The sequence below is a fragment of the Lactobacillus sp. UMNPBX17 genome (assembly GCF_002553735.1).
Classification (GTDB): domain Bacteria; phylum Bacillota; class Bacilli; order Lactobacillales; family Lactobacillaceae; genus Lactobacillus; species Lactobacillus gallinarum.
Genome location: NZ_PCYT01000010.1, coordinates 1 through 24,793 on the forward strand (window position 1 = coordinate 1; position 24,793 = coordinate 24,793).

The following is a 24,793-nucleotide window of genomic DNA, read 5'->3' on the forward strand; positions in this document are numbered from 1 at the left end:
AATGGACTTTTTTTAATATTTGAACGAAGTGTTCAATTTGATTTTACAATCCGCCATTATTTTTTATTTAAGTTTAAGTCATAAAACTATTTACAAATAGCAATGATTGGTATAATTGATTTGTGTTGTATAGATAGAAAGATAGAGGAATAACCATGGCACGACGGAAAAATATGAAAAGACGGAGAGTTATTCTTGGCAATACTTTTCATTTAATCAGAGAAAATGGAATGGATAATGTTTCTTTGCAAATGATTGCAGAAAAATCAGGCATTTCAAAGTCCCTGCTGCAGTCATATTATCCTCATAAAGCCAAGTTAACTAATGACATTATTCGTAATCTTTTTAATACTTTAGGACAACAAGTAAATAATTACGATATGGCTAATAGTAATGCACCATATGCAAGAACTAAGGCTTTTATTTATACTATTGCAATTTTAGGGATGCATGATGAAGGTCTTGATCGAATTATTTCAGAAGCCTTTGTCAGCAATGCAACCCTGGATAACTGGGGCGTAATGCTTAATGATTGGATCAATATCAATCATTTATTTGACGACGTTGATGTTGATGAAGACGAGCTTGAAACGGGGATTGCATTTGTAACTAGTGGTATCGGACGGCTTTACCATGATCGTAAGAAGCACCACTTATCAGCAGAGGCTCTTGCAGACTATGCTACGAGTGCATTAATGTTTAGTTTCTTGCATTGTTCTTCTCGTGAAATTGATCAAGCTCTAAAAGAGGGACATGAAATCATCGAATCAGCTGATATGGAAGTTGTTCACCGTGCAATTGATACGATGTTTGATGAAGGTAAAGAAATTTTCAGCTAAAGGGGAATCGTGATGGTTGAAGGCAGAAGAGCCAATTTGCGACGAATGGGGCAAGAACAAGCTGGCCAGTATAAACGCATGATGGCTTTTGTGATCTTTTTGGCTGCGGCTTTAACATTGATAACGGCAACTTTTCTGAATCCTATTTTTATGAAAAAACAAATCAGGACTAGTTACAATCAAGCCGTTATTGTACGCCAAGTTAATAAAAATTTTGATGTTTTGGCAGATGTAATTAATGCTCGCGACGAAGATGACGCAAATCTACTTGCACAGGCACAAACCCAGCCAATTGCCGACCATATAATTGATTATACGTTAGGCATTCACTGGTTTAAGGTTAATAATTTAAGTCTTGCTCAACAGATTTTAACGGATATTAATCAAGGAATTGATAAAGGCTCTTCAAGTGGAGCACAAGTGATCAATAATAAACTAAAAAAACAAGGTGCTAATGCTCCTTATGCAATTGTTAAGGCATTTAACTTAAATATTGTGACACTTGGTGCCAATATTGCTAGTTTATTATTAATCGTTAATGTAATCATTGTGATTGTGACTATTATTACTCTGATTTCATTAATTAATGATATGAAATCTAAAGCTTCAACGCGAGTGCTGATTCATAATGCAACTGCTGCGGGAATGTGGGCCGGATTTTGGCTAATTCTGATATCAGGGTTACTAGCGCTAGTTCCTGTAATTTTTGATGTAGATAACATTGAATTTGGTTCAATTCTTGAAATTGGCAGTAGTGTTTTCTTGGAATATGTCATTGTCGGTGCAATTATTTATGTTATTTGTGCCATTCCTTGGCAAGCTACTTCAACTAAATAAGTTTAGAAACCGTAATCATGTAACTATGATTACGGTTTTTCTTGCATAATAACGAAGTATCTGTATATAATTAAAAAATAATTAACAAATTTTAGGTATATTTAACGAAAGAATAGGCGAATTTTATGAAAAAGGCAAAGATTATTAATTTGTTTCTTGCTTTCATTACAATAATTTCGACTCTTTTTTTGTTTAATCGACCAGTTGCTGCCGCGGATAAAAAGGTAGCAAGCGACTCTGTAATGAAAAAGATTAAGCAGTCGAAAGAATTAGTAGTGGGCACCTCTGCGGATTACCCGCCACTTGAATTTACTACTAGTGTAAATGGCAATACCAAGTATGTAGGGGTAGATATTGAACTAGCTAAGGATATTGCCAAGGATCTGCACGCTAAGCTTGTAATTAAAAATATGAGCTTTGATTCTCTATTAATAGCGCTTGAAACAGGCAAGGTTGACATGGTTATTTCTGCTATGACGCCAAATCCTGAAAGAAAAAAGAGTGTAGACTTCTCACAGATTTATTACAAGCCAAGTGGTGAGTATTTTTTAATTAATAAGCGCGATCAAGCTAAGTATAAGAAGATTAAAGACTTTGCTGGTCAAACTGTTGGTGCTCAAACTGGGAGTATTCAATATCAATTGATTCAGTCTCAAATGAAGAAGTCTAAAGCCAAGGGTTTAGGCAAGATCAATAACTTAGTTTTGGCTTTGAAGTCTGGCAAAATGTCAGGTGTGGTAATGGAAGAATTAACTGCTAAAGCATATGCTAAAAATGACAATAGCTTGATGGCTGTTAGAAGCGATTTACGTGAAGAACAAGCTGGGAACGCGGTAGCTATTGCTAAGGGACAATCCGGCTTAGTGAAGGCAGTTAATAAGACAATTAAGCGCGTTGAAAAAGATGATTTGATCAACAAAAAGTATTTGCCTGAAGCTGCAAAATACATGAAGACGGCACAAAAGACTAATACAATGGCAAAATATGCTCCATACTTTGTTAAGGGGATCGAATACACCATTATTATCACTGTCTTCTCCGTTTTAATTGGTATCGTATTGGGGATGCTTTTAGCCCTAATGCGTTTGTCACAAAACAAGCTTTTGCACTGGATTGCGGTTTGCTACATTGAATTTATTCGTGGTACGCCGCAGATGGTTCAGATTCTGTTCGTTTACTTTGGTGTTGGTGCTCTTATTTCAAACTTATCTGCCTTAGTTGCTGGTATTATTGCGATTGGACTTAACTCAGGAGCCTATGTTGCTGAAGATATTAGATCAGGTATTGCTTCAGTTGCTAAGGGTCAAACTGAGGCAGCTAGATCTCTTGGTTTAAGTCAAGCCAAGGCATACCGTTATGTAATTATCCCGCAAGCATTGAAAAATATTTGGCCAGCTTTAGGTAATGAATTTATCACTTTACTTAAGGACAGTTCATTAGTTTCCGTAATTGGGGTAACAGAATTAATGTACCAAACTGAACTTATTCAAACCTCAACTTACCGTGGTGTGTTGCCATTATTCATTGCGATGATTATTTACTTCATCATGACCTTTACTTTGACTAGACTGCTTAACTATTTCGAAAGACGGATGAAACACAATGACTAAAATGATTGATATTCAACATTTAAAAAAGACCTTTGGTGAAAATGAAGTATTAAAAGATATTTCAGCAACCGTAAATAAAGGGCAGGTAATTTGTATTATCGGCCCATCTGGTTCTGGTAAAAGTACTTTTTTACGCTGTTTAAATGTATTGGAACATCCTACAGCTGGGAAGATTGTTTTTGATGGTACGGATTTAGCTAGTTTAAAAGATGGCAAAGAATTAGATCAATTACGAGAAAAAATGGGCATGGTTTTCCAAAACTTCAATCTTTTCCCTAATATGAATGTAATTGAAAATGTAAAGCTTGCGCCAATGAAAGTTAAAGGTATCAGTGAAAAAAAAGCTGAACAAAAAGGCTTAGAGCTTTTAGAAAAAGTAGGATTGGCTGACCGTGCGCAGCAATTTCCTGCTAGTTTATCTGGTGGCCAACAGCAACGTGTAGCGATCGCTAGAGCTTTAGCGATGGATCCTGAAGTGATGCTATTTGATGAACCTACTAGTGCACTTGATCCTGAAATGGTTGGGGAAGTTTTAAAGACAATGCAAGATTTAGCTAATTCAGGGATGACAATGGTAATTGTGACCCATGAAATGGGCTTTGCTCGTGAAGTGGCTGATGAAATCTGGTTTATGGCGGATGGTTACTTGCAAGAAAAAGGAACTCCTGAAGAGGTCTTCGGTCATCCTACTAGTGATCGTGCTAAAGATTTCTTATCCAAAGTTTTATAAACTAAAAAATCCAAGCAAACGCTTGGATTTTTTTATTTCATTCTGTGATGATGAGATTTTTGAATGCGTACTGTCTTATAAAAAAATTTTGATGCCATCCGTCTATAGCTAAAGTATTAAGTAAATTGTTGGATTGATTTGGCAGAATTGCAGCCCTAGGCATAATAACAGCACGCAGAATTTTATTTTGCTTTAGTAAAGGTGACTGCACTTCCGTTTTATTACTTAAAGAAGTGGTGGATTGGTGAGCTACAGGAGCCGTGGCGTAATTAGTAGTATCGTTAGTACCATCTTGCTTGAATAGCTTGAAGGTATATTTATAAACGCCCTTAATATCAACCTCATATTCATGTCCAGCTATAATTTGTGTACTTGCTGGTGAATAGGTGATGATTGTTTTAAAGTTGCCATAGCCGCTAGAACTATAATTTTTAACGTGAGTAGCGATAGTTGTGATACCAGTATCTAAATCTTTAATAGATATTTCTGGTTTGGAGTTCACAGTCTTGTCAGATAAATAAATTGACCAAACAGTTTTATTCCCTTTAGCCAGTTCTACTGGAAATAATCGCATGCTAGGGTAGGCAACTACAGGCTGACTAGCAGCTCGAAACATATCGTTAGTGTTGAGCACCTTTTGGACCGAATAACGATAGCCGTTTTTGCCGTATGCTGCTCCGATTCCAGTAGTGGTTAACCGGGTTGAAAGAAGCCAAGCACGGTGGCCTGTATCTGATCCAGTTAAGTTATAGTGGTCAGTCACTAAATCTGTGATAACGTCACCGGCAGATTGATGTGAAACGTTGAAATTCAGATTTGATGTTTCAGAAGTATCTTTAGCTAATTTCCACATTCCCTTTGAAATATAGCTAGGTCTTTTCTCACTGGGGAGACCATGTTGATTAACAAAAGGATTAGCATTGATAACAGCCATTACTGCCGCAGTTTTTTGAGCATTATTGTTAAAAGTAGTGGTTGCAGTTACATTTGGTAAGCCAAATAGGGAACGATAATAATTAATGTAATCGACTTGTGTTTGAATATATTTTGGATTTAAAGCTCCTGCATTAAATTTCTTCTTTAAATGTGGCTTTTTAGCGTAAATATTTTTAATATTATAGCGAGTTTTATTGAGATTGCCGTATTCTTTTTGAAAATTGTGCACTTCATTAATCTCTTGAGTAGTAAAAGTTGCACCTTTTGCAGTCTGTCCAATAAATGGCACACATAAAATCACTGCAATTGTAGTGATCGAGATTTTCCGTAGAAGCATATTTTTAACTCCCTTCTAGGATCTTGTAGTCTATTTAACTAATTATAAACTATTGTGAAAAGGCTTTAGTGAAAAATATTCTATAATTTTAAGTTTTTCTGGTATTCTTTGCGTATAATAAAGGTTTGGTAACATTTAAAAGAGGTATAAAACAATGACTAAAAAAACACAAGTTGGATTAATTTTTGGTGGTAACTCATCAGAATATGAAGTATCAATTGTTTCAGGTCGTAACATTTATAAAGCAATCGATAAAGAAAAATTTGATGTACACCCAATTTGGATTACTAATGAAGGCTACTTTGCAAACGAAGAAGAAAGTTTCAAAGTTTTGGAAGATCCTTCATATCAAGTAAAGAACCCACACAAGGTTCATAATATTTCTAATTTAATTGAATTAGAAAACTTACCAGAAATCGATGTCTTTTTACCTATTGTTCACGGTAACTTAGGCGAAGACGGTGTTTTACAAGGTTTATTCCGTTTGATGAATAAGCCATTTGTTGGTGATGATGTCTTAGCTGCTGCTGTAACTATGGACAAGGAATTTACCAAAATTTTAGCTCAAAGAGTTGGCGTTCCTGTTGCTGACTGGATCGCAATTAAACGCTTTGAATACGATGACAAAAATAATGATAAACTTGATTATGAAAAGGTTGCTGAAAAACTTGGTCGTGACATGTTTGTTAAGCCATCTAACCAAGGTTCATCAGTTGGTGTTAGCCATGTAACTAACGCTGATGAATATGCAGCAGCATTAAAAGAAGCATTTAAATACGATGATAAGGTATTAGTTGAAGAAACTGTTCCTGGTACTGAAGTAGAAACTGCCGTTCTCGGTAACGACAAGCCAATTGTAGCAGGTGTAGGACAAATCACCAATGCAAAAGGCTCATTCTACAGCTATAAGAACAAATACGATGACAATTCAACTTCTAAGTTACAAATCCCTGCAGATTTGCCACAAGAGATTATTGACACTGTAAGAAGAAATGCTCGTAAGGTTTATGAAGTTACTGAATGTAGTGGTATGGCTAGAATTGACTCTATGCTTACTCCAGGTGGTAAAGTAGTATTGACTGAAGTTAATGCCCTTCCAGGTTTTACTAATATCAGTATGTATCCTAAGTTGTTTGAAGAAGCAGGAGTTCCTTACACTGAATTAATTACGCGTTTAATTGAAGTAGGAATGGAACGCTTTGACCATAAGAAGACTTTGCTTCACAAGCACGATTAATACCGAATTTTATAGAGGTAGATTTTAATGACGACTAATAAGCATGATTTTGAAGAACTCGCTGCACCTAAGGCAGCTGCAAAAGAATTAGGAATAAGTGTAGCCACACTGAGAAAATATTCTTTAATTGTGGAAAAAGTAACGGGCAATTCAAACTATTTTGCTCGGACCAAGCAGAAAGCACGTCTATATCATCAAAAGGATATTGACGATCTGAAGGCTTTCCATCACTTGTCCAAGAATAGTGGCTTGACTTTGCAAGAGGCGGCTCGTCAAATTTATGCTGTTAGTGAAAAAGGTGAAGAGCCTAAAGTCAAAGAACCTGTTCGCTATACTTCTAACGATGTGATGGACACACAGCAGGTAGTTAAGCTTTTGAATACTTTGCAAAAGACTATTTCAAATCAAAATGAGGCGATTAGTTCTTTGCAAAAGCAATTAAATGTCATTCAAAAACAAAATGAAGATTTAATTGAAGCGCAAAAGCAACTTGCTGCACCAAAAGATAATAGCGATAAAATTGCCGCTTTACCTGATATTTCTGGTGTTGTTAATGATGACGATGAAAAACCAAAAGATGCTGCAGAAAAACGCGAAGAAGTAAAGGAAGACATGCAGAAGAGTCAAGAAGAAATGCATGACGAAATTATTTCTAAAGCAAAGGAAAATGCTAAAAAACGTGCAACTGCAAATGTTCATCGTACCTTAGAAGATATGCAACTTCCAGAAACTAAGGAACATTGGTGGCAAAAAATCTTTAAGTTTTAAAAAAGAATTAAACAAAAAAGTAAAGAATTTAAAGGTAGCCTAACATCGGGCTGCCTTTTGTTTTACAGTAATAACTATGAAAAAGAAATAGGGAGTTGTTACTTTGAATTTTAAATGGAAAAAGCGTTATACAGCTGCAGTGATTGCTGCAATTGTTGGCGCTATTCTGACAGTATTAACTTATTTTGCAACTGATATTTATCAAAAGGATGAGGTTGCGGTTATTACAGATAGTCAGATTAAAGATACTTTGATTGAAAAAAATGAGGATGTTTATAAGAATCAGGATCAAACTAGACAACAGATTCTACATTTAAAAGTATTATCTGGTAAGCATAAAGGAGAAAAATATGCCACTAAAAATGTATATTATCCTTCTCAATTAACGACACAGCAGTATCGTGCTGGTCAGCGTATTTTTGTCAATATTAAAAAGGGAGACCCTGCCATTGTTAATCCAAAGCGAGATTGGGTATTAGTGATGGTAGTTACAATTACAGTGGCATTAATGATCGCTGTATCAGGGATGCACTCAATTGCATTAGTAATTTCTATGGCAATTAGCTGGGCACTGTTCTATTTAGTCATTATTTGGGATGTTCATCTAAATGGGGCACACATTATCTTGCTATTTGGTTTAGCTGATATTGTTTTGTCATTCTTTAGTTTATTGATTGTTCAAGGATTTAATAAAAAAATGCTAGCAACTTGGCTAGCAACTATTTTAGGAATTTTTGTTTCTTTTGCTCTATGCTATGTAATTATGCATGTGACTGGGGAATCAGAAATGAAATATGAAACGGGAGATTATGCAACGCAAGATCCTCGTGGGTTGTTCTTAGCTCAGACTTTGATCGGAATTTTAGGTGCCGTCATGGATGAGGCAACCGACATTATTTCTAGTTTGTATGAATTGATCCAAACTAAAAAAGATATCACTATTCGGCAATTAGTACACAGTGGTCGAACCATGGGACAGGAAATCATGGGGCCATTGATCAATGTCTTGGTTTTGATCTTCATCGCTGGTGCTTTGCCTGAGACGATTTTGTACTTAAGGGATAACAATACCTTAGCTTCTACTTTTGGCTTTACGCTGTCACTAGGAGCCACACAGAGTGTTATTTCTGCGATCGGGATCGTGCTGACGGTTATCTTTGCGACGGGATGCAGTTTATTCTTCTTGAAGGATCGAGATTGGAAGAGTTTGTTTAAAAAAAGAAGGTGAGAATAAATGAGTACGTTAATGGCATTAATTGTTGTTTTAGCTATTTTGATGACAATTGTTGGCGGAGAAACGGGAATCCGGAGTTTCTTTAGTGTTTTAATCAATACCATATTGCTGATTTTGGTAGCAATGCTGATTTCTTGGGGAATTAATATTGCAATTTTAACTTTGATTTTTATTCCGTTAAAACTTGTTACGATCATTTTCTTAGGTACGCATGATTATACAGTTGCCAAAAACTCATTTTATTCTGCTTTTATTGTGTGTTTGGTTATTAGTCTATTTATTTGGGGATGCCAATATTTTGCTCAAGCTGCGGGTCTTGGCCCAGAAGCAGGGGAATTATTAGTTGGTTTATCACAAATGCCAGGATTAGATTATCCAATGATTGCTGTTACAGTTGCAGTTTTCTCAACTTTGGGTGCAATTGCGGAAGCAGCAGTAGCGATGAGTTCAGGTTTACTTGAAATTAAAAAGCATAATCCAAATATCAGCGAAGAAGAATTAATGAGTAGCGGTACAGCCATTGGTACTGACGTGCTAGGTACTGCAATGAACACAATTTTATTTGGGATGTTCGGTAGCTTTTTAGCTCTGTTTTTATGGTATTTCCGTTTGCACTATACGATTGGTGAAGTCCTTAATGAAAAACTTTTTGTTAATGAAGCCTTAATTATCATGTATTCTTTAATAGGGGTTATTTTAACAGTGCCTCTGTCATCATTTATGTTGTCTAGAGGGATGAGTAAGAAGGAACTAAAAAATGAAAGTAGAAAATCTGATCATAACTAATTTTAATAAGCGTGAATTTAAGATCCATACTTATGTGCTGGATCAAAATCCAGAATTAGTGGAACAAAAGCGCCCTTTAGCAATTGTGGTTCCAGGTGGGAGTTTTAATCATTTATCTAAAAGAGAAGGCGAACCAGTAGCAATCGCTTTTAATAATCAAGGCTTTAATAGCGTGGTTATGGAATATAACTTAGTACAAGATCCAGGTAAAATTTATCCAGATGCTGGTCTTGATGTACTTACTACGGTTAAATATTTTAGAGAGCACGCAGATGAGTATCATTTGGATCCCAAACGTATTTTAACGATTGGATTTTCTGCGGGTGGTCATGTGGTCAGTTCAGCTAATAACATGGCTTTAAGCAGTGATTATCAAAGTAAATATGGTTTTAACAAAGATGATGTATTGCCTAATGAGACGATTCTAGGTTATCCATTGATCGATATTAAGAAAATTGGTTTTCCAATCCCAGATGATCAAAAAGATAAGATGCCAGTAGAACCGGAATTATTAGATAGTGCATTAGGTGTTACACGTGAAACACCAGATACATTTATTTTCCAAGCTTGGGATGATCCAGTTGTTTTGATTGGCAATTCCATTGAATACATTGGTGCTTTGAATGAGAATAATGTCAAAACTGAAGCACACTTATTCAATCATGGCTATCATGGCTTTTCTTTAGCACGTCATAACGTCCAAACTAAGGGCCGTGAATGGCAGGAAAATCCACATGCGGCTCATTGGTTTAACTTAGCGATGGAGTGGCTGAGAAGCGAATGGGGCGAGTAGAAAAGCATTAAGTCATCGGCTTTGTGGTAAAATTGGTACTTAACAAATGAAATTAAAGCTGGTGAAACTATGCATGATATTTATCACGTTATTTTGAAGAATCGTAAAATCGATCGCTTGATCATGCCATTTGAAGCGCTGTATTGCGTATGGCTGATCATTACTTTGATCTTGAATTTTAAGTTATTTGCTTATTCAATTGATGCGCAATTTGTGTTAATTACGTTGTTTTACTTTAGTGGTTGGATATCATCATTGGTTAAAAAGCATAAAATGAAGCAATAAAAAAAGAGTTCTCATATTGATACAATCCCACTAAAGTGGACGATTGAAACACGTAAAGTATTCAATCATTCACGGAGGTGGGATTTTTCTATGTCTAGAAAAAGCAAATACACACTTGATCAAAAGAAATGGGCAGTTGAACAATACTTGAATGGTAATTTGAGTGCTGTTGAAATAGCTAAAAAGCTTAATATGACAGGTAAAAACGGGGACCATCGAGTGAGAGATTGGGCTCTTCAATATCAAAGTAACCGAAATATGTTCCTTAGTTCTGGCCTGCATAATAAACATTACTCTAAAAAATTCAAAGAAAATATTGTACAAGAATATTTAAGCGGTAAAGAATCATTATTAACTTTAGCCAATAAATATGGTATTAGAAGTCGAGAAACAGTAAGAAAATGGGTTTCCAAGTATAATAGTCATATAGAGAATTGGGATTATGATCCCCACCCGGAGGTCCATATGGCTAAAGCAAGAAGGAAAACTACCCAGCAAGAAAGAATTGAAATCGTTCAATATTGTCTTAAATACAATAAGGATTACACTCAAACAGCTGTTAAATATAACTGTTCCTACCAGCAGGTTTATAGCTGGACACATAAATATTTGGCTAAAGGTGAAATTGGCTTAACAGATAAACGAGGTAGACATAAGAAATCTGAAGAATTAACGGAATTAGAACTAGCTAATCACAGAATTGCAGAGTTAGAACGTCAGCTCAAAGAAGAACAAACTAAGAATGAGTTCCTAAAAAAATTGGATCAACTAGAAAGGATGTGCTTGCCGGACAGCCAAAATACAGACAAGCCGCAATAAGAAGACGCTGGAAAAAAGATACGTATCAGTTAATTCGTGACTGTCATCAAAAGTACAATTGGAAAATCGATTTAATGTGTAAATGGGCTAAGATAGCACGATCAGCCTACTATAGATACTTTGACACTAAACGCGAGCCTGGTCAGCGAGAAAAGCGAGACAAGAGAATTGAAGCCAAGATTATTGAAATAACTGAGTCTAACAACAGTCTATTTGGAACGGAAAAGATGACCATGGCAGTTAATCGTCAAATGCCTGATGAAACGCCAATTTATCATAAAACTGTTTATCGTTTAATGTGTGTTAATGGCATCAGATCTCAAAAGCCGAGATACCAGAAGCCTAAATTCAAACACACAACACCAGAAAAAACAGCTGAAAACAAATTAAAGCGAAACTTTAATGCTTCTAAACCTAATGAAAAATGGTGTACAGATATCACTGAAGTTGTAGTACCTAGTTTACCTAAAGCATATCTTTGTACAGTGTTTGATCTCTATGATCGCTATCCTGTCGGCTATGCAATTAGTAAACGAAATGATGTTGCCTTAGTTCAATCAGCCTATAAACAAGCCATTGAAGCTTATCCAGATGCTCATCCGCTCTTTCACAGTGATCGTGGATTTCAATTCACTCGTGCGCCTTTTCAGAATCAACTAGGAAATCAAGGCATGACACAATCAATGTCTCGCGTTGGCTGCTGTATTGATAATGGTCCCATGGAAGGCTGGCAAGGTATTATCAAAGAAATGCGAATTGTTCTTCATCCTCAAGTTGCTAGTTACGAAGAACTTAATGAGTCCATCTGTAAAACAATAGATTACTACATCAATGAAGATCCACAGAAGCGTTTCAATGGCTTGACCGCTGGTGAAATGCGCAAAGAAGCAATGAAGGGTAATATTAAGAACTGCCCCATTGCCCCAAATCATCGAATTGAACGATACTGGCAAGATATAAGCAAAAAGAAAATTAGAGAAGCTAAAAAAATCCTCAGCTGATTATTAATCAACTGAGGAATAAAAGCTTTATGTATTTCTACTGTCTACTTGACAGGGAATGTATCATATCGAGAGCTCTTTTTGCTTAATCATTATTCTTTTTTTCTTTAAAGAAGATAACCTCTTCAGCTGCAACAATCGGACCAGATGATTTGTAAACTCTGATTCTCATTGCCTTAGCTTCGACGTCTCTTAAACCAACAACCTTATTCTTGCTGTCAGATTTCCAAGTAAGTCGTTCGCCATATGGTTTAAAGTTAGTACCATCAACAGAAGTTTCTACGCTGACTTCAATAGGATCACCTTGATGATCAATCTTTCTTGGAACCCAAACCATTCTGCTTAAGTGTTCCAATTGATTAAACTTGAAGGTTAATTCAAGCGGTTGATCTTCACTGACGCCATTAACAGTTTCCCATTCACTAGCGAGTTTAAGATCAGTCAAATACTTCAAAGGATGATCTTTTTGACTAGTCATGTTACTAGTAGTTTGAATATCTCTGATGGCAAAATTCATTGGATCTGGTTTAGTGATTGCACCAAATGGATCTGACCATTCAGAAACTTTGTTTTTAGCAACATAACGCAAACGCATACTGTAACGAGTATTAGGAGCCAATCCATGGAAGGTAAATGAGCTACCATCGATGCCATCATGCAAAATGCCATTAACTTCAATTTGAACTTGATCAGTCAATTGTGGCCAAACTACTGTTAGTGAATGTGAGCTGATCTTTTCTGGATCAACTGCTGGCTGCTTAGGTGAACGCAATAATGAATCAGTGATTGCGTGTACTAAAGTCTCATTACCATACTTGAAGTTACGAATAATAATTTCAATCTTGGAATCAGTAATGTCGCGCTTAGCTAACTTGATTTGCAAAGCGGTTTGCTTCTTTTCTTGATATTGATCAAATTCAGGCAACCAGCTGTAATTTGTATTAAAAAAGAACCCTTCCTTAGCATGAGCGAATGTATCGACTGTGCCATATTCTTGCATGTCGATGACTTGATCATTAATTTTAACGGTTAAGCCATCAGGATAACCATCGCACATGATGTTCAAATTAGTGGTATTTTCTGTTTGGAAGGTATTGAAGTCACCTTGAGTTGGATCAATCGTAATCTTGAGTTTGCTTGCTTCAAGTTCACTAGTAATTTGTGTAGCAACATGGTTTCTTGAATAATCGTTGTAACCATTATCGTCATAGGTAACCATCTTGCTGCGACCTTGTGGGTAAAGAACGTAGTTGCGTTCGCCCAAATCAAAGATAGAGCCGCCACGAACAAAGACTGGTAAATGCCAAGATGGATATGAAAGTTTATTATAAACTCGACCACCTAAATACTTCTTGCCGTCAAACAGGTCAATCCACATCGTACGGTGGTTTGGTAAATAAAGATTATCTTTTCTAGAATTACCATTACCGTCTTCTCGGCCATTAACAATTGGTGAAATGAGCAAGTTAGGCCCAAGCATAAATTCATGGCTAACTTGTGGGGTGTAATTGACTTGTTCATGTGGGAATTCCAAGAATAAAGGCCGCATGATTGGTTCACCAACTTGAGCACGATAGATCAATGTGTACATGTAAGTTTGCAATTGTTCACGCAATTGCAAGTAAGCACGATTGATTTGCGTCATCTTATTGTTATATGCAAATGGCGTTTTACTGAATTTGCCTTGGTCATCAAGACTGAAGAGTAGTGGTGTAAAAGTCTTCCATTCAAAATCACGAATACTAATTTGAGCATTACCACCGCCAGCGGTTCCATCTACGGCACTACCAATTAAAGGTTGGCCAGATAGACTAGCACATAGGAAGCCAGCAACTTGAGTTGGAATATTTTCCCAGTTGCCTCCAATATCACCAAAGGCGAGCATCGTTCTATTTTGACTACCGGCAATTCCTGTATTTGAAAAAATGAGAGGTCTTTTACGCTTAAGATTATCACGTAAAATTAAAGCATCATTTTTCAAAATTTTTGGATCGCTGGTGTTAGTTTGAATAAACGTAGTATCTGGAGTTGCCTTCGGCGTTTGATTTTCACTCCAAAGGCCAGCATTAACATCTCTACTTGCAGCATAATCACTGAAGCTAGTCATTGCTTCCGCATTGATATCTTGTACTTGATAGTTAGGAACAATCCAGCTTAGTTTGAAATGCTCTTTTTGGTAACGATCAACCATTGCACGAGCGGAGAATTGATATTCTTCTTCTCCATTCAATGAGGCCTTACCGTTAGCGTCTTCAGGATTGGAAGTTCTAGTGTAATAGTTGCCATCTTCGAACATGGTAGCATTACGTTCTTTAGCTTCCCCCGGCTGCCACATTGTAGTCAAAAAGTTTCCTACGTGACCCAGACCCAAAGCATATTTAGGTGGCATTAATGGTTTACCCGTCAAAAGGTAATACTTAGCCAAAATATCTTTAGGTGAGTTGCCTAATAAATAAAATGTATCAAATAACTTACTATTGTGAGTTAAGATTGCGGCATCATGATTGGTTTTACCAAAATCATAGCTACCAGTAGTTTCAGTATTTCTTAATTCACCAAAACCGGAGTTAGCCCAGAAAAATGGTACTTGGGTTAAAACTCCGCCTTTACCCGTAATGTGGTCGCGTTCGATTTGAATGACTTGACCTTTATGACTAAAGTAGCCGTTCTGCATCCCACCACCAAAGTAAAATTCATTTTTGTGTTGCTTTAGAATTTCTGTTGTTTGGTTGCTGCTTAGTTCAAGTGGACTAAGTTGAGATAAACGACTACGGTGTAAAGTCTCGTCAAAAATAGTCATCACCGCAGGTTTTTGTTGAAAAATCAATTGGTAATTGCCAGTTTGAATGATTAAAGAATCACTTGTGGCCTTGGCTTTAGATTTTTCAAAGTAACTATTATTAAATTGAGACAGGTCAACGAAAGAAGAATGATTTTCGTCGAATTCCTTAGCTGGATCAAGGAAATAGCGGAATATTCCGTCAGCTAAAATATAAAGACGAGCAACTTCTCCAGTGGAATAATGAAGTTCATAATAATGATCACATTTATTTGCACCGATGAGTTGACCTAATTGATGTCTTTCTATTTGATTTTGTGTCATATTGCTTTCTTCCTAATAAAACTTGTTACCATATATTATAGCGAAAAAATCTTAACTTTTTGTGCAATTATGCTAAAAGGCCAATAGTCAATCAAAATTTAATTTCTAATTTTAATGTAAGCGCTTTTACTTTTGGGAAAAATGTGCTATATTATGAGTGTAAAGAAATTAAGAAATAAAATAAAAAAGAAAAGGTGAGTCCAATGACATAGTTAGTGTAGTTAGTCAGATATAAAGAAAGGCTTGTGATACCAATGGGCATTGAAGGCTAAACAACAACTTAGTAATAAAATGATATAGCCAAGTGATATATGATTTACATAAGTGACTCGGACTTCCATATGAAGTGGGTATAGAATAATAATTTTTTGGAAAATCGCTTGGAATATATTTATTTAGGAAAGATAATTTATACATGACGAATAATATTAAAAAATGACCTATCGCAGTTTTTAAGCGATAGGTCATTTAGTTTGCTAATATACAGCACCATCGTAGAAGTTGTAACGAGGCTTGTTAAAGTCGAAGTCTTTCAATTCGCTAATCTTAATAGCGTTGTCGCAGACGCCCCAGCTCATTAAGTTGATTGGCTTGCCGTAATCTTCGTCAGGAATAACTAATAAAATGTATTTACCTTGAGATAAAGCATAGCCAAGTTCCATACCTAAGCCAACGTCTTCTTCTTCTGGCAAATATACGCCAAGCATGATATCAGAAGTCTTAATTCCTACTAGGTCGTTGTTGTAGGTTGCAGAAGCCCATTCAATATCGTGTAAGTATTCTGGGTGTTCATCAACGCGAATACCCTTGTATTGATTATCAAGAGGTATGTAGCTATTTTCTAAATCAACTGTTGGATTTTCTTTTAAAGCTGCCATAGCTTCTTGGTAAGCCTTGTTTTGCTTTTCGTTGAACCAACCGGCACCAAAATATAAAGTCTTTTTCTTTTCCATAATTTTCACCCTCATAAAAATTGCTGATGAATTAACTTTAACATCTTTTCAATTGAAAAAAACGTCTTGTTAACTTACGCTAAAAATAGTAATTCCATAATAGAGGGTAAAATTCAATGACCAATACTGAAAATCTTTTTGCTTCAGATGCAGTTTTTGTGTCTGATCAATTAAAGCAGGACTTAGTTTTAAAAGAAGTTTATGATAAATTGCTTGAGCGAGGCTATGTGAAAGGTAACTTCTTATCACATATTGTTGAACGTGAACACAATTTTCCTACCGGTTTAGATACTAAAACGTTAGGTCAAAATATTCCTAATATTGCAGTGCCGCACACGGAAGGTGAGTTTGTAAATACGCGTTTGATTGTGCCAGTAGCACTTAAACAACCAGTTCTTTTTCATAATATGATTAAGCCTGAAGAAACATTAGAAGTAAAATTCTTGTTTATGCTTTTGGACAATGATCCTGATGGACAGGCTAAGTTGTTAGCTAGCGTAATGGATTTCTTGGCTGATACTCCGGCTAATGAATTGCGGGAAGTATTTAATTTTACCGATCCGCAAGCGATTTATGCATTTTTAAAGCAAAAATTTATGAAAAAAGAAGACTAGAATTTTCTAGCCTTCTTTTTTAGTCTTCAAGGTAAATTTCACGTAATTTCATAATGTCTGCGCTAGAGAGCTTCATAACATCACGTAAATAGTTATTGATACTGCCGTATTTGTCATTCAATACCTTAATGGCATGATCAAGATATTCAGGACGGACACTTTGAATGTCTCGAATTGATTGAAGAACGTTTTCGTTACGACCGTTTTGACGTGCATGTTCAACCATGCTGTCAACGAAGTCCTTGGTAGTAATGTTAGTTAAAAGGTAATCTTTTTTGATAGTGCTAAACGGTACACCCAAAGCACTTAAAATTAGCATTGCACCAAAGCCGGTTCTGTCTTTACCAGCAGTACAGTGGAAGATGACGCTTTCGTTTTCGCCATCATTTTTGAGCAAGACTTCAAAAAGTTTACGATATGCATTTTGAGCAGATTCACTTTCGATCATGTCTTCATAAGCATAGTGCATGTGATCAAAACCGAAGTCAGCATCGTTAGCGGCTTGCTTATTCAAATCGTTTAGACTCTTAGATGAATTGGTTAAGTCTTCGCTAAAGACGGGATCATAAATGTATTCAACACCGTCTGGAACGCGATCAGGTTGATTATCCACTTCTTCTTTACTTCTAAAGTCAACGTCATATTTTACGCCGTAATCAGTTAAGAACTGCTTGTCAAATGGTGATAGATCAGCCAAATTACCAGTTCTAAGAAGTTTATGCATCTTGATTTTTTTGCCAGATAAAGTTTCATAACCTCCAAGTTCACGGAAGTTGCGGCCACTGGTTACACCGATTAATTGATTAATTAATTTTTGGGTCAAAAAAATGCTCCTTTCTGTAATTAAATGTTGTCATGCATATTATTTTAGCAACAAATATGAGCCTAAACAATTATTTAGAAAAGTAATAGCTTACAAAATTATGTTAAAATAAACATTAAGAATAAAGCAATCGGATAGGAGATGAAGAAAAGTGGCAACAGATAAAGAAAGTATTTTAGTTCCAGTTGATGGTTCGGAATCAGCAGAAAGAGCTTTTGATAAGGCTGTTCGAGTTGGTTTACGTGATGGTGCTCACGTTGATGTATTGAACGTTATCGATACTCGTCAATTTATGGGTGAAATGCAAGACACTTTGATTTCTGGCGATACTATTTACCAAATGACTCAAGACTCTGAAGAATATTTGAAGAGTTTGAAGAAATGGGCTCATGATAACTTTAACTTTGATGATGTAGATTACCATATTCGTTATGGTAGTCCTAAGCGTATTATTTCTTACGACTTCATCAAAGACCACCATAATGACTTAATCGTTATGGGTGCAACAGGTCTTAATGCAGTTGAAAGAATGTTGATGGGTTCAGTTACTGAATACGTTAACCAACATGCTTTAGCTGATGTATTGATTGTTAAGACTGATATGGCTAACAACCCAGTTAAACCAACAATGAAGAAGAACTAATTAAATAGTGTTAATAGCTAGATGAACATAAATTCATCTAGCTATTTTTTAATGAAAAGTTTCCTAAAAAGGCTTGATAGAACCCGAATATTTTTGGTATTATTTTAACAAATGAACGTAGAGCTGCTGAAGGGAGTGGATGAGTTTTGCTTAAGGATGTAAATAAATTTATTGTTATCGGCAAGTCTTCCGCTTTTGGAGACGTTTTTTCTGTTCGTTTTACTAATATCTGTGCTATTAATCAGGCTTAATTATTGATCGTTTTTGTCGCCCCGTAATTAAGTCTTTTTTTATGGCGTTGTTTGTTTTATCACTATTTTGTTCATGGAGGACAATATGAAAAGATTTAGAAGAATCTTGGTAGCAGTAGTTGCATTACTTGTTGCGGTAGTTGCAACTGCATGTTCAAGCAAGAGTAGTAGTTCATCTAACAAAGAAAACTACACTCCAAAGTCATTAACTATTCAATTTGTACCAAGTCAAGCTGCAACTAAGTTGCAAGCCCGTGCAAAGCCTCTTGAAAAGATGCTTTCAAAGAGATTGGGTATCCCAGTTCACGTTTCTATGTCAACTGACTACAACACCGTTGTGGAAGCTATGAAATCAAAGAAAGTTGATGTAGGTTTCCTTCCACCAGATGGTTATGTTTTAGCTCACAAGCAAGGCGCAGCTGATTTGCTTTTGCAAGCTGAACGTTACGGTGTTAAGCAACCAGGTGGTAAAGCAACTAACCAATTAGTAAAGAGCTATCGTGCAGAAATCCTTGTTAAGAAGGGTTCAAAGATCAAGAACTGGAAAGACTTAAAGGGTAAGTCAATTTCAGTTCAAAACCCAACTTCATCAGCTGGATACGTATTCCCAGTTGCTGAACTTAAGCAAAAGGGTTTGGACGTAACTAAGAGTTGTAAGTTAGTTACTGTTACTGGTCACGACCAAGCTGTTTTGAACGTATTAAACGGCGATACTGATGCAGCCTTCGTCTTTGAAGATGCACGTAACATCGTTAAGAAGGACAACCCAAAGATCATGAGTCAAGTTGTTCCAATTTACTTTACTAAGCCAATTCCTAACGACACTATCTCAGTAATTCCAAGTATGTCTAAGTCATTCCGTAAGAAGCTTGCTAAGGCATTCATCGCTGTAGGTAAGTCAAAGGAAGGTAAGAAAGTTATCGAAAGCGTATATAGCCACGAAGGTTACGCATACGCAAAAGATAGTGACTTCAACGTTATCCGTAAATACGACAAGATCGTTGAATCAACTAAGAAATAATAAATTTAATTAAGGGAGTTTGACGATTAAATGGCAGATAAGCCAATGATCCAATTAAAAGATGTTTCCAAGATCTACGACAATGGTACTGTAGGTTTAAAGGACATCAACTTAACTATTAATAAAGGTGAATTCGTAGTAGTTGTTGGTTTGTCTGGCGCTGGTAAGTCAACTTTGCTACGTTCAATCAATCGTTTGCATGATATTACTTCAGGCGATATTTTGATTGACGGCAAATCAATTACAAGTGCTAAAGGCAAGAATTTGCGTAAATTACGTCGCGATATCGGAATGATTTTCCAGAACTTTAACTTGGTTAAGCGTTCTAGTGTTTTGCGCAATGTTTTGGTAGGCCGCGTAGCTTACTACCCAACTTGGAAGACTACTTTTAACTTATTCGATAAAGAAGATAAACAAAAGGCTTATGAAGCTTTACAACAAGTTGATTTGGCCGATAAAGTTTATGCACGTGCTGACGAGTTATCAGGTGGTCAACAACAACGTGTAGCTATTGCACGTGTGCTTATGCAAAATCCAAAGATCATCTTGGCTGATGAACCAACTGCATCACTTGATCCACAGACTTCAGTGAGAGTCATGAATGACTTGAAGATGCTTAATGAAAAATACGGCATGACCGTAGTTGCTAACTTGCACAGTATCGAACTTGCACAACAATTTGGTGAAAGAGTAATCGGTATCCGTGCTGGTCAAGTAGTTTACGATGGCAAGATGAAAGATACTCCTAAGTCTGTCTTCACTAATATTTACAATGGTGGTAACGGCAGCGAGGAGGATGAATAATGCCTGAACAAGTAAATCAATTGCCTAAGCGTAAGTTCAAAGTAATGAACTTGGTTTGGACAATCATCATGATTGCAGGACTATTTATTTCAATCAATGTTACTAACACGCACATTAGTGTCTTGTTTGAAAACTGGAACCAATTTGCTGACATCTTTATTCAAATGTCTCATCCAGATTGGAGCTACTTGAACGTTGTTTGGCCTAAGTTGATTGAAACCATCAAGATGGCTGTCTTGGGTACGGTAATTGGATCTGTTGTCGCATTTATCTACTCATTATTGATTGCCCGTAATATTGTTAAGAATAAGGCTGTAACTGGCGTACTTCGTGTCATTATGAATATCGTCAGAACTATTCCTGACTTGCTTCTTGGTGCGATCTTCGTAGCTATCGTAGGTATCGGTCCAGTTGCTGGTATCTTGGCTTTAGCAGTCTTCACCTTTGGTGTGGTTGTTAAGTTGTTCTACGAAGCAATCGAAACAATTGATCCAGGTCCAATTGAAGCTTTGACTGCCGTAGGTGCAAACAAATTGCAAATTATCCATTACGCAGTTATGCCACAAATTATCACTTACTTCATTTCATATGTTCTATATGCATTTGAAATCAACGTCAGAGCATCAACAGTCCTTGGTTATATCGGTGCCGGTGGTATTGGTTTGAACTTGCAACAAACTTTGCAGGTCTTCAATTATGCTCAAACTGGTACGATCATCATCGTTATTATCGTAGTTGTTGTCTTGATCGACTACGTTTCATCTAAGTCACGGGAGGCGTTAATGAAATAATGGATACTACAATAAAAAAATTACCCGCTAAACCCGTTGACCGTAAGAAACAAGTTGCACATTGGCTAATTGCAATTGCCACTATCGTAATTATTGTTTGGTCATGTACTGGTATTAACTTCGGTGGTATTAAAGCCACTGCTGGTCAAATTGCCGGTGCAATCTTCTCAGGTATTTTCCATCCTGACTGGAGCTATGTTTACAATGGCTCAGGTGAAGACTTGATCTCACAATTGTGGCAAACCATTTGTATCGCTTTCTTAGGTACATTCATTTCCGCAATTATTTCATTGCCATTTGCCTTCTGGGCAGCCCATACCAAGCACAAGCATTGGTACACTTCAAGAATCGGTAAAATTGTTTTGGCAATTATCCGTTCATTCCCTGAAATTGTTCTTGCTTTGATGTTCATCAAGGCCGTGGGTCCTGGTTCTGCAGCCGGTGTTTTGGCATTAGGTTTCCACTCAGTTGGTATGCTTGCCAAGTTGTTCTCAGAAGCTATTGAAAACTTGGAAGAAGGGCCAAACGAAGCTGTTATTGCAGCCGGTGGTTCTAAGTTCCACGTAATCATGTTTTCAACTATGCCTAACTTGATGCCAGCTTTGATTTCTAACACCTTGTATCGTTTTGATGTTTCAATTCGTTCCGCATCTATCCTTGGTTTGGTAGGTGCCGGTGGTATCGGTTATCCATTAATCATTGCACTTCAATATCGTCAATGGGACCGTGTAGGTATCATTTTGCTTGGTATCATCATTATGGTTGTTATCATTGACTGGATCTCAGGTTGGATCAGAAAGAAGTTAGTTTAATTTTTAATTCCTATGAAAAAGAGAAGACAAACGTCTTCTCTTTTTTTCATCCATTATTTTTGAAGTAACAATCTTCAAGATGGTCATTAATTAAGCCAATTCCTTGGAGGTAAGAATAGATAATTACAGGACCTACGAAAAAGAAACCATCTTTTTTCATTTGCTTGGCAATCTGCTTTGCAATGTCGTTAGTGGTAGGAACTTCGTCAATGGTATCGGGATGATGCACAATTGGTGAAGGGATAAAACTTTGCAAATATTTGGCGAAACTGCCATATTCTTGCTTAACTACTAGGATCGCCTTAGCATTTTTGATTGCGGCATTGATTTTGATGTGATTACGGATGATGCCTTTGTCCTGCATCAGCAGGCCTACGTCATAATCGGTCATTTGAGCAACTTTTTCTACATCGAATTCCTTAAAAGCTTTTCTGAAGTTCTCGCGTTTGTGCAAAATTGTGGACCAACTGAGCCCTGATTGAAAAAGTTCAAGTACCAGCATTTCATATAAATATTGATCATCTAAATTTAATTTGCCCCATTCATGATCATGGTAGTTTCTCACTGTTTCGTCTTTTACATCGCCCCAAGGGCAGCGTAATATTCTAGTTTCATTCATGAAATTTTCTCCTTTAAAATAATATTTTTACTCTCTAATATTTATTACGCAAAAAAAGTGGATTTTTTTCTAAGAAATTTTATTTTTAAGTTTGAAATGCAGGCTTTAATCCCTTTTTTTGCTATAATTAGGGGTGAATTTTGAGGAGGATCATATGGAAAAATTAGATACCATGATGTTGGCTGATGATTTAGCCTTATCACAAGACAAGATTTTGAATGGTGAACAAGACTTTGACGCTGAAGCTGTCTATAAAGTAATTGATAACTTGGGCGTTTTGAATAATCCTATTAAAGATTACTTTGATATGACCGAAGAAGAATACTACGAAGCAGAAAGCGATCATAAATTAACTTTGATCAAAATGGCTGATAAGTTAACTGATTTACATGACCGTATCTTAACTAACCACGTTGATGGTTATGTTGATAAGGATGAAATTAATTTAACTTACAACCACGAAAATCCATATGAAGATGATTTGTATGATCCAGCCACTGATTATCGAGTTATCGTTTACAGTTTAAAGGTTATTGGCGCAGTTCAAGCAATCGCTGCCAAGGATTTACAAGAAGTATTGTCTAAAGATGCTGTTTTGTCAGTAGGACTTGCTGCTTATGCTTTAGCACACAACGCATAAATTATTTGAGTCGGGTCGCGAGAGCCGGCTTTTTTTGTCTTTGGGGCGAAAAAATGAAGCTATTGAAACATACTAAAGGAATAGTTGATAAGATCGTAGATAAGATCGTAGGAGCAAGAAAGCGTTCAGCCATGGATAAAGATGGCGAGTTACTAGATCCTATGCAAAAATATACCACTATTGGTGAATATCATGTTGATGCAGAAGATGGTACACCAGATGGTAAGAAATTTGTGCTAACCGTTTATCAAGATAAAGATGGTGTTTTGCATCAAGGCTTAAGCTCAGAAAGTACCACAGAACTTGCACCAGAGTATGTACGTAAATATAGTGAAAAACTAGATCGTTTCCGTGATTTTCATGATACAAAAACGGGTCGTCGTTATGTAGTTGAAAATTATTTGGATGATTTTACTAGTGAAGTTAAAAAGCATATTCGCAAAGGCAAAAACTCAGTTAATATCGGCGTTATCACTGATACGCACTTTAAAGATAAGGATAGTGTCGATTTTTACGGTTGGAATGGCCTGCAGCACGTGCAAGAATTTTCTTATCTTGATCAATCTGGTTTGCTTAACATGAAGGCTCACTTAGGCGATTGGATCGATGGTTCTGATGCGGGTCTGCTTGGTGAAGGCGAGCTGATCAAGTTAAACAATTCGTTTAAGTCGGATACGCTTCCTTATTTGAATATTAAGGGTAATCACGATGAAAACGATAAGTTTGATGAACACCACGATCTAAAAGCATCGTTCCCGGAAAACGAGTTTGAAAACATCATGTGGCCCGACATGTATCGACAAAAGAATATCCATTACGTTTCACGTCAACATGGTGTTGCTTACTTTGATTTCAATGATATTCGTGTAATCTCCGTCAATACTTCAGATTTGCCTTATATTTTGAATAATAAGGGACAAAAGAAATACGATGCCAAAATCACTTTGGCTGTGCGTGAAGATCAAATTGAAGAAATCATCGAAATTTTGACCAGATCATCGAATAAGAAGATTATCTTTATGAGTCATGCCAACCCAATCAACCGCAAGGGTAGCAACGCCCTCAAATATAACGGTAGATCCTTGCATGAATTGCTCGTTGCCTTTAACCAAAGAGAAAAAGGCCGCATGCATGCTAGCGACGGCGAGCCAGCAGAATTCCGTTTGTCCAATGACTTCAACTTCACTCATGTAAAGAACGCTCGCATCATTGCTTATTTCTGCGGCCACCGTCACCGCGAAGATCAATACAGAATCAATGGTATCCAATACATTCTGTTTAACTGCTCGGCTTTAATGGGGCCAAAACATTCTTTGACCACAAAATTCAATAAAAATTTGAAACGCCAAATTGACCATAATAACGAAGCAGCTGGCTATATCGTTAACGTCGACTTGAAACGTCACCGTATTCAAGTCTTTGGCTATGGTGCTGCTTCAAGACGGCGGGTATATTTTATTTAGTTTAGGTAAAGAAAAGTAAACCTATTTGGCTATTACAAGTGTTT

At 36.6% G+C, this 24,793-nt stretch carries 24 protein-coding genes and 1 pseudogene; 20 read left to right on the forward strand and 5 right to left on the reverse strand.

Annotated elements, in window-relative coordinates:
* The first annotated feature begins 155 nt into the window (after window positions 1–155).
* From CP368_RS02785 to CP368_RS02800, 4 genes are all read left to right on the forward strand, one after another.
* Entirely contained in the window at window positions 156–839 is a 684-nt protein-coding gene (locus tag CP368_RS02785) for a TetR/AcrR family transcriptional regulator (protein WP_025005597.1), read from the forward strand.
* Between the two features lie 12 nt (window positions 840–851).
* The gene (locus CP368_RS02790; protein ID WP_025005596.1) at window positions 852–1,676 is read left to right on the forward strand and encodes a hypothetical protein; all 825 of its coding nucleotides are present in this window, start codon (window positions 852–854) and stop codon (window positions 1,674–1,676) included.
* Window positions 1,677–1,801: 125 nt separating this feature from the next.
* Window positions 1,802–3,286, forward strand: a complete 1,485-nt coding sequence (locus CP368_RS02795; protein WP_098045738.1) for an ABC transporter substrate-binding protein/permease — start codon at window positions 1,802–1,804, stop codon at window positions 3,284–3,286.
* The gene (locus CP368_RS02800; RefSeq protein ID WP_087176541.1) at window positions 3,279–4,016 is read left to right on the forward strand and encodes an amino acid ABC transporter ATP-binding protein; all 738 of its coding nucleotides are present in this window, start codon (window positions 3,279–3,281) and stop codon (window positions 4,014–4,016) included. Before CP368_RS02795 ends, CP368_RS02800 begins: the two co-directional genes overlap by 8 nt.
* A 37-nt stretch (window positions 4,017–4,053) precedes the next feature.
* On the opposite strand, the gene CP368_RS02805 is transcribed toward CP368_RS02800, so the two are convergent.
* Window positions 4,054–5,289, reverse strand: a complete 1,236-nt coding sequence (locus CP368_RS02805) for a CAP domain-containing protein (RefSeq protein WP_098045739.1) — start codon at window positions 5,287–5,289, stop codon at window positions 4,054–4,056.
* Window positions 5,290–5,443: 154 nt separating this feature from the next.
* On the opposite strand from CP368_RS02805, the gene CP368_RS02810 reads away from it, so the two are divergent.
* The 8 genes and pseudogenes from CP368_RS02810 (at window position 5,444) to CP368_RS02845 (ending at window position 12,212) form a co-directional block, all read left to right on the forward strand.
* Complete coding sequence (locus tag CP368_RS02810) at window positions 5,444–6,526, forward strand: D-alanine--D-alanine ligase family protein (protein ID WP_098045740.1); 1,083 nt, start codon at window positions 5,444–5,446, stop codon at window positions 6,524–6,526.
* A 27-nt stretch (window positions 6,527–6,553) separates the two neighbouring features.
* Window positions 6,554–7,294 (forward strand): MerR family transcriptional regulator, encoded by a 741-nt coding sequence (locus CP368_RS02815; protein ID WP_098045741.1) that lies wholly within the window; start codon window positions 6,554–6,556, stop codon window positions 7,292–7,294.
* 103 nt (window positions 7,295–7,397) lie between these two features.
* Window positions 7,398–8,532 (forward strand): annotated as a pseudogene (locus CP368_RS02820) (YibE/F family protein).
* Window positions 8,529–9,314, forward strand: coding sequence for a YibE/F family protein (locus CP368_RS02825; protein WP_098044015.1), 786 nt, complete (start codon window positions 8,529–8,531; stop codon window positions 9,312–9,314). Before CP368_RS02820 ends, CP368_RS02825 begins: the two are co-directional and overlap by 4 nt.
* Window positions 9,286–10,107, forward strand: a complete 822-nt coding sequence (locus CP368_RS02830; protein ID WP_098045742.1) for an alpha/beta hydrolase — start codon at window positions 9,286–9,288, stop codon at window positions 10,105–10,107. Before CP368_RS02825 ends, CP368_RS02830 begins: the two co-directional genes overlap by 29 nt.
* A 69-nt stretch (window positions 10,108–10,176) precedes the next feature.
* Complete coding sequence (locus CP368_RS02835; protein ID WP_014918111.1) at window positions 10,177–10,392, forward strand: hypothetical protein; 216 nt, start codon at window positions 10,177–10,179, stop codon at window positions 10,390–10,392.
* A gap of 90 nt (window positions 10,393–10,482) precedes the next feature.
* On the forward strand, window positions 10,483–11,211 hold the full coding sequence (locus tag CP368_RS02840; RefSeq protein ID WP_098043744.1) for a helix-turn-helix domain-containing protein: 729 nt from the start codon (window positions 10,483–10,485) through the stop codon (window positions 11,209–11,211).
* On the forward strand, window positions 11,172–12,212 hold the full coding sequence (locus tag CP368_RS02845; RefSeq protein ID WP_143468299.1) for an IS3 family transposase: 1,041 nt from the start codon (window positions 11,172–11,174) through the stop codon (window positions 12,210–12,212). Before CP368_RS02840 ends, CP368_RS02845 begins: the two co-directional genes overlap by 40 nt.
* A gap of 85 nt (window positions 12,213–12,297) precedes the next feature.
* On the opposite strand, the gene CP368_RS02850 is transcribed toward CP368_RS02845, so the two are convergent.
* Complete coding sequence (locus tag CP368_RS02850) at window positions 12,298–15,315, reverse strand: TIM-barrel domain-containing protein (RefSeq protein ID WP_098045743.1); 3,018 nt, start codon at window positions 15,313–15,315, stop codon at window positions 12,298–12,300.
* A gap of 476 nt (window positions 15,316–15,791) precedes the next feature.
* Complete coding sequence (locus CP368_RS02855; protein ID WP_025005587.1) at window positions 15,792–16,268, reverse strand: nucleoside 2-deoxyribosyltransferase; 477 nt, start codon at window positions 16,266–16,268, stop codon at window positions 15,792–15,794.
* A gap of 116 nt (window positions 16,269–16,384) precedes the next feature.
* Between CP368_RS02855 and CP368_RS02860 the strand changes: the two genes are divergently transcribed.
* Entirely contained in the window at window positions 16,385–16,882 is a 498-nt protein-coding gene (locus tag CP368_RS02860; RefSeq protein ID WP_025005586.1) for a PTS sugar transporter subunit IIA, read from the forward strand.
* Between the two features lie 19 nt (window positions 16,883–16,901).
* Here CP368_RS02860 and CP368_RS02865 read toward each other — a convergent pair whose 3' ends face one another.
* A complete protein-coding gene (locus tag CP368_RS02865) occupies window positions 16,902–17,705 on the reverse strand; it encodes a tyrosine-protein phosphatase (RefSeq protein ID WP_025005585.1) in 804 nt (267 codons plus the stop codon).
* Window positions 17,706–17,856: 151 nt separating this feature from the next.
* Here CP368_RS02865 and CP368_RS02870 point away from each other — a divergent pair, with 151 nt between their 5' ends.
* From CP368_RS02870 to phnE (CP368_RS02890), 5 genes are all read left to right on the forward strand, one after another.
* Window positions 17,857–18,348 carry a universal stress protein gene (locus CP368_RS02870; protein WP_025005584.1) on the forward strand — a complete coding sequence of 164 codons (492 nt, stop codon included), beginning with the start codon at window positions 17,857–17,859 and terminating at the stop codon, window positions 18,346–18,348.
* A 336-nt stretch (window positions 18,349–18,684) separates the two neighbouring features.
* Window positions 18,685–19,620, forward strand: coding sequence for a phosphate/phosphite/phosphonate ABC transporter substrate-binding protein (locus CP368_RS02875; RefSeq protein ID WP_025005583.1), 936 nt, complete (start codon window positions 18,685–18,687; stop codon window positions 19,618–19,620).
* Between the two features lie 30 nt (window positions 19,621–19,650).
* Entirely contained in the window at window positions 19,651–20,424 is a 774-nt protein-coding gene (gene phnC, locus CP368_RS02880; protein WP_025005582.1) for a phosphonate ABC transporter ATP-binding protein, read from the forward strand.
* Window positions 20,424–21,215 carry a phosphonate ABC transporter, permease protein PhnE gene (gene phnE / locus CP368_RS02885; RefSeq protein ID WP_025005581.1) on the forward strand — a complete coding sequence of 264 codons (792 nt, stop codon included), beginning with the start codon at window positions 20,424–20,426 and terminating at the stop codon, window positions 21,213–21,215. The genes phnC and phnE (CP368_RS02885) overlap by 1 nt, the downstream gene beginning before the upstream one ends.
* Window positions 21,215–22,027, forward strand: coding sequence for a phosphonate ABC transporter, permease protein PhnE (phnE, locus tag CP368_RS02890; RefSeq protein WP_098044011.1), 813 nt, complete (start codon window positions 21,215–21,217; stop codon window positions 22,025–22,027). Before phnE (CP368_RS02885) ends, phnE (CP368_RS02890) begins: the two co-directional genes overlap by 1 nt.
* Window positions 22,028–22,073: 46 nt before the next feature.
* Here the strand turns inward: phnE (CP368_RS02890) and CP368_RS02895 are convergent, their stop codons facing one another.
* On the reverse strand, window positions 22,074–22,646 hold the full coding sequence (locus CP368_RS02895) for a DNA-3-methyladenine glycosylase I (protein ID WP_087363984.1): 573 nt from the start codon (window positions 22,644–22,646) through the stop codon (window positions 22,074–22,076).
* Window positions 22,647–22,800: 154 nt separating this feature from the next.
* On the opposite strand from CP368_RS02895, the gene CP368_RS02900 reads away from it, so the two are divergent.
* Window positions 22,801–23,286, forward strand: a complete 486-nt coding sequence (locus CP368_RS02900; protein ID WP_087176533.1) for a hypothetical protein — start codon at window positions 22,801–22,803, stop codon at window positions 23,284–23,286.
* A 53-nt stretch (window positions 23,287–23,339) separates the two neighbouring features.
* Window positions 23,340–24,749, forward strand: coding sequence for a serine/threonine protein phosphatase (locus CP368_RS02905; protein ID WP_098044010.1), 1,410 nt, complete (start codon window positions 23,340–23,342; stop codon window positions 24,747–24,749).
* Window positions 24,750–24,793: the final 44 nt, after the last annotated feature.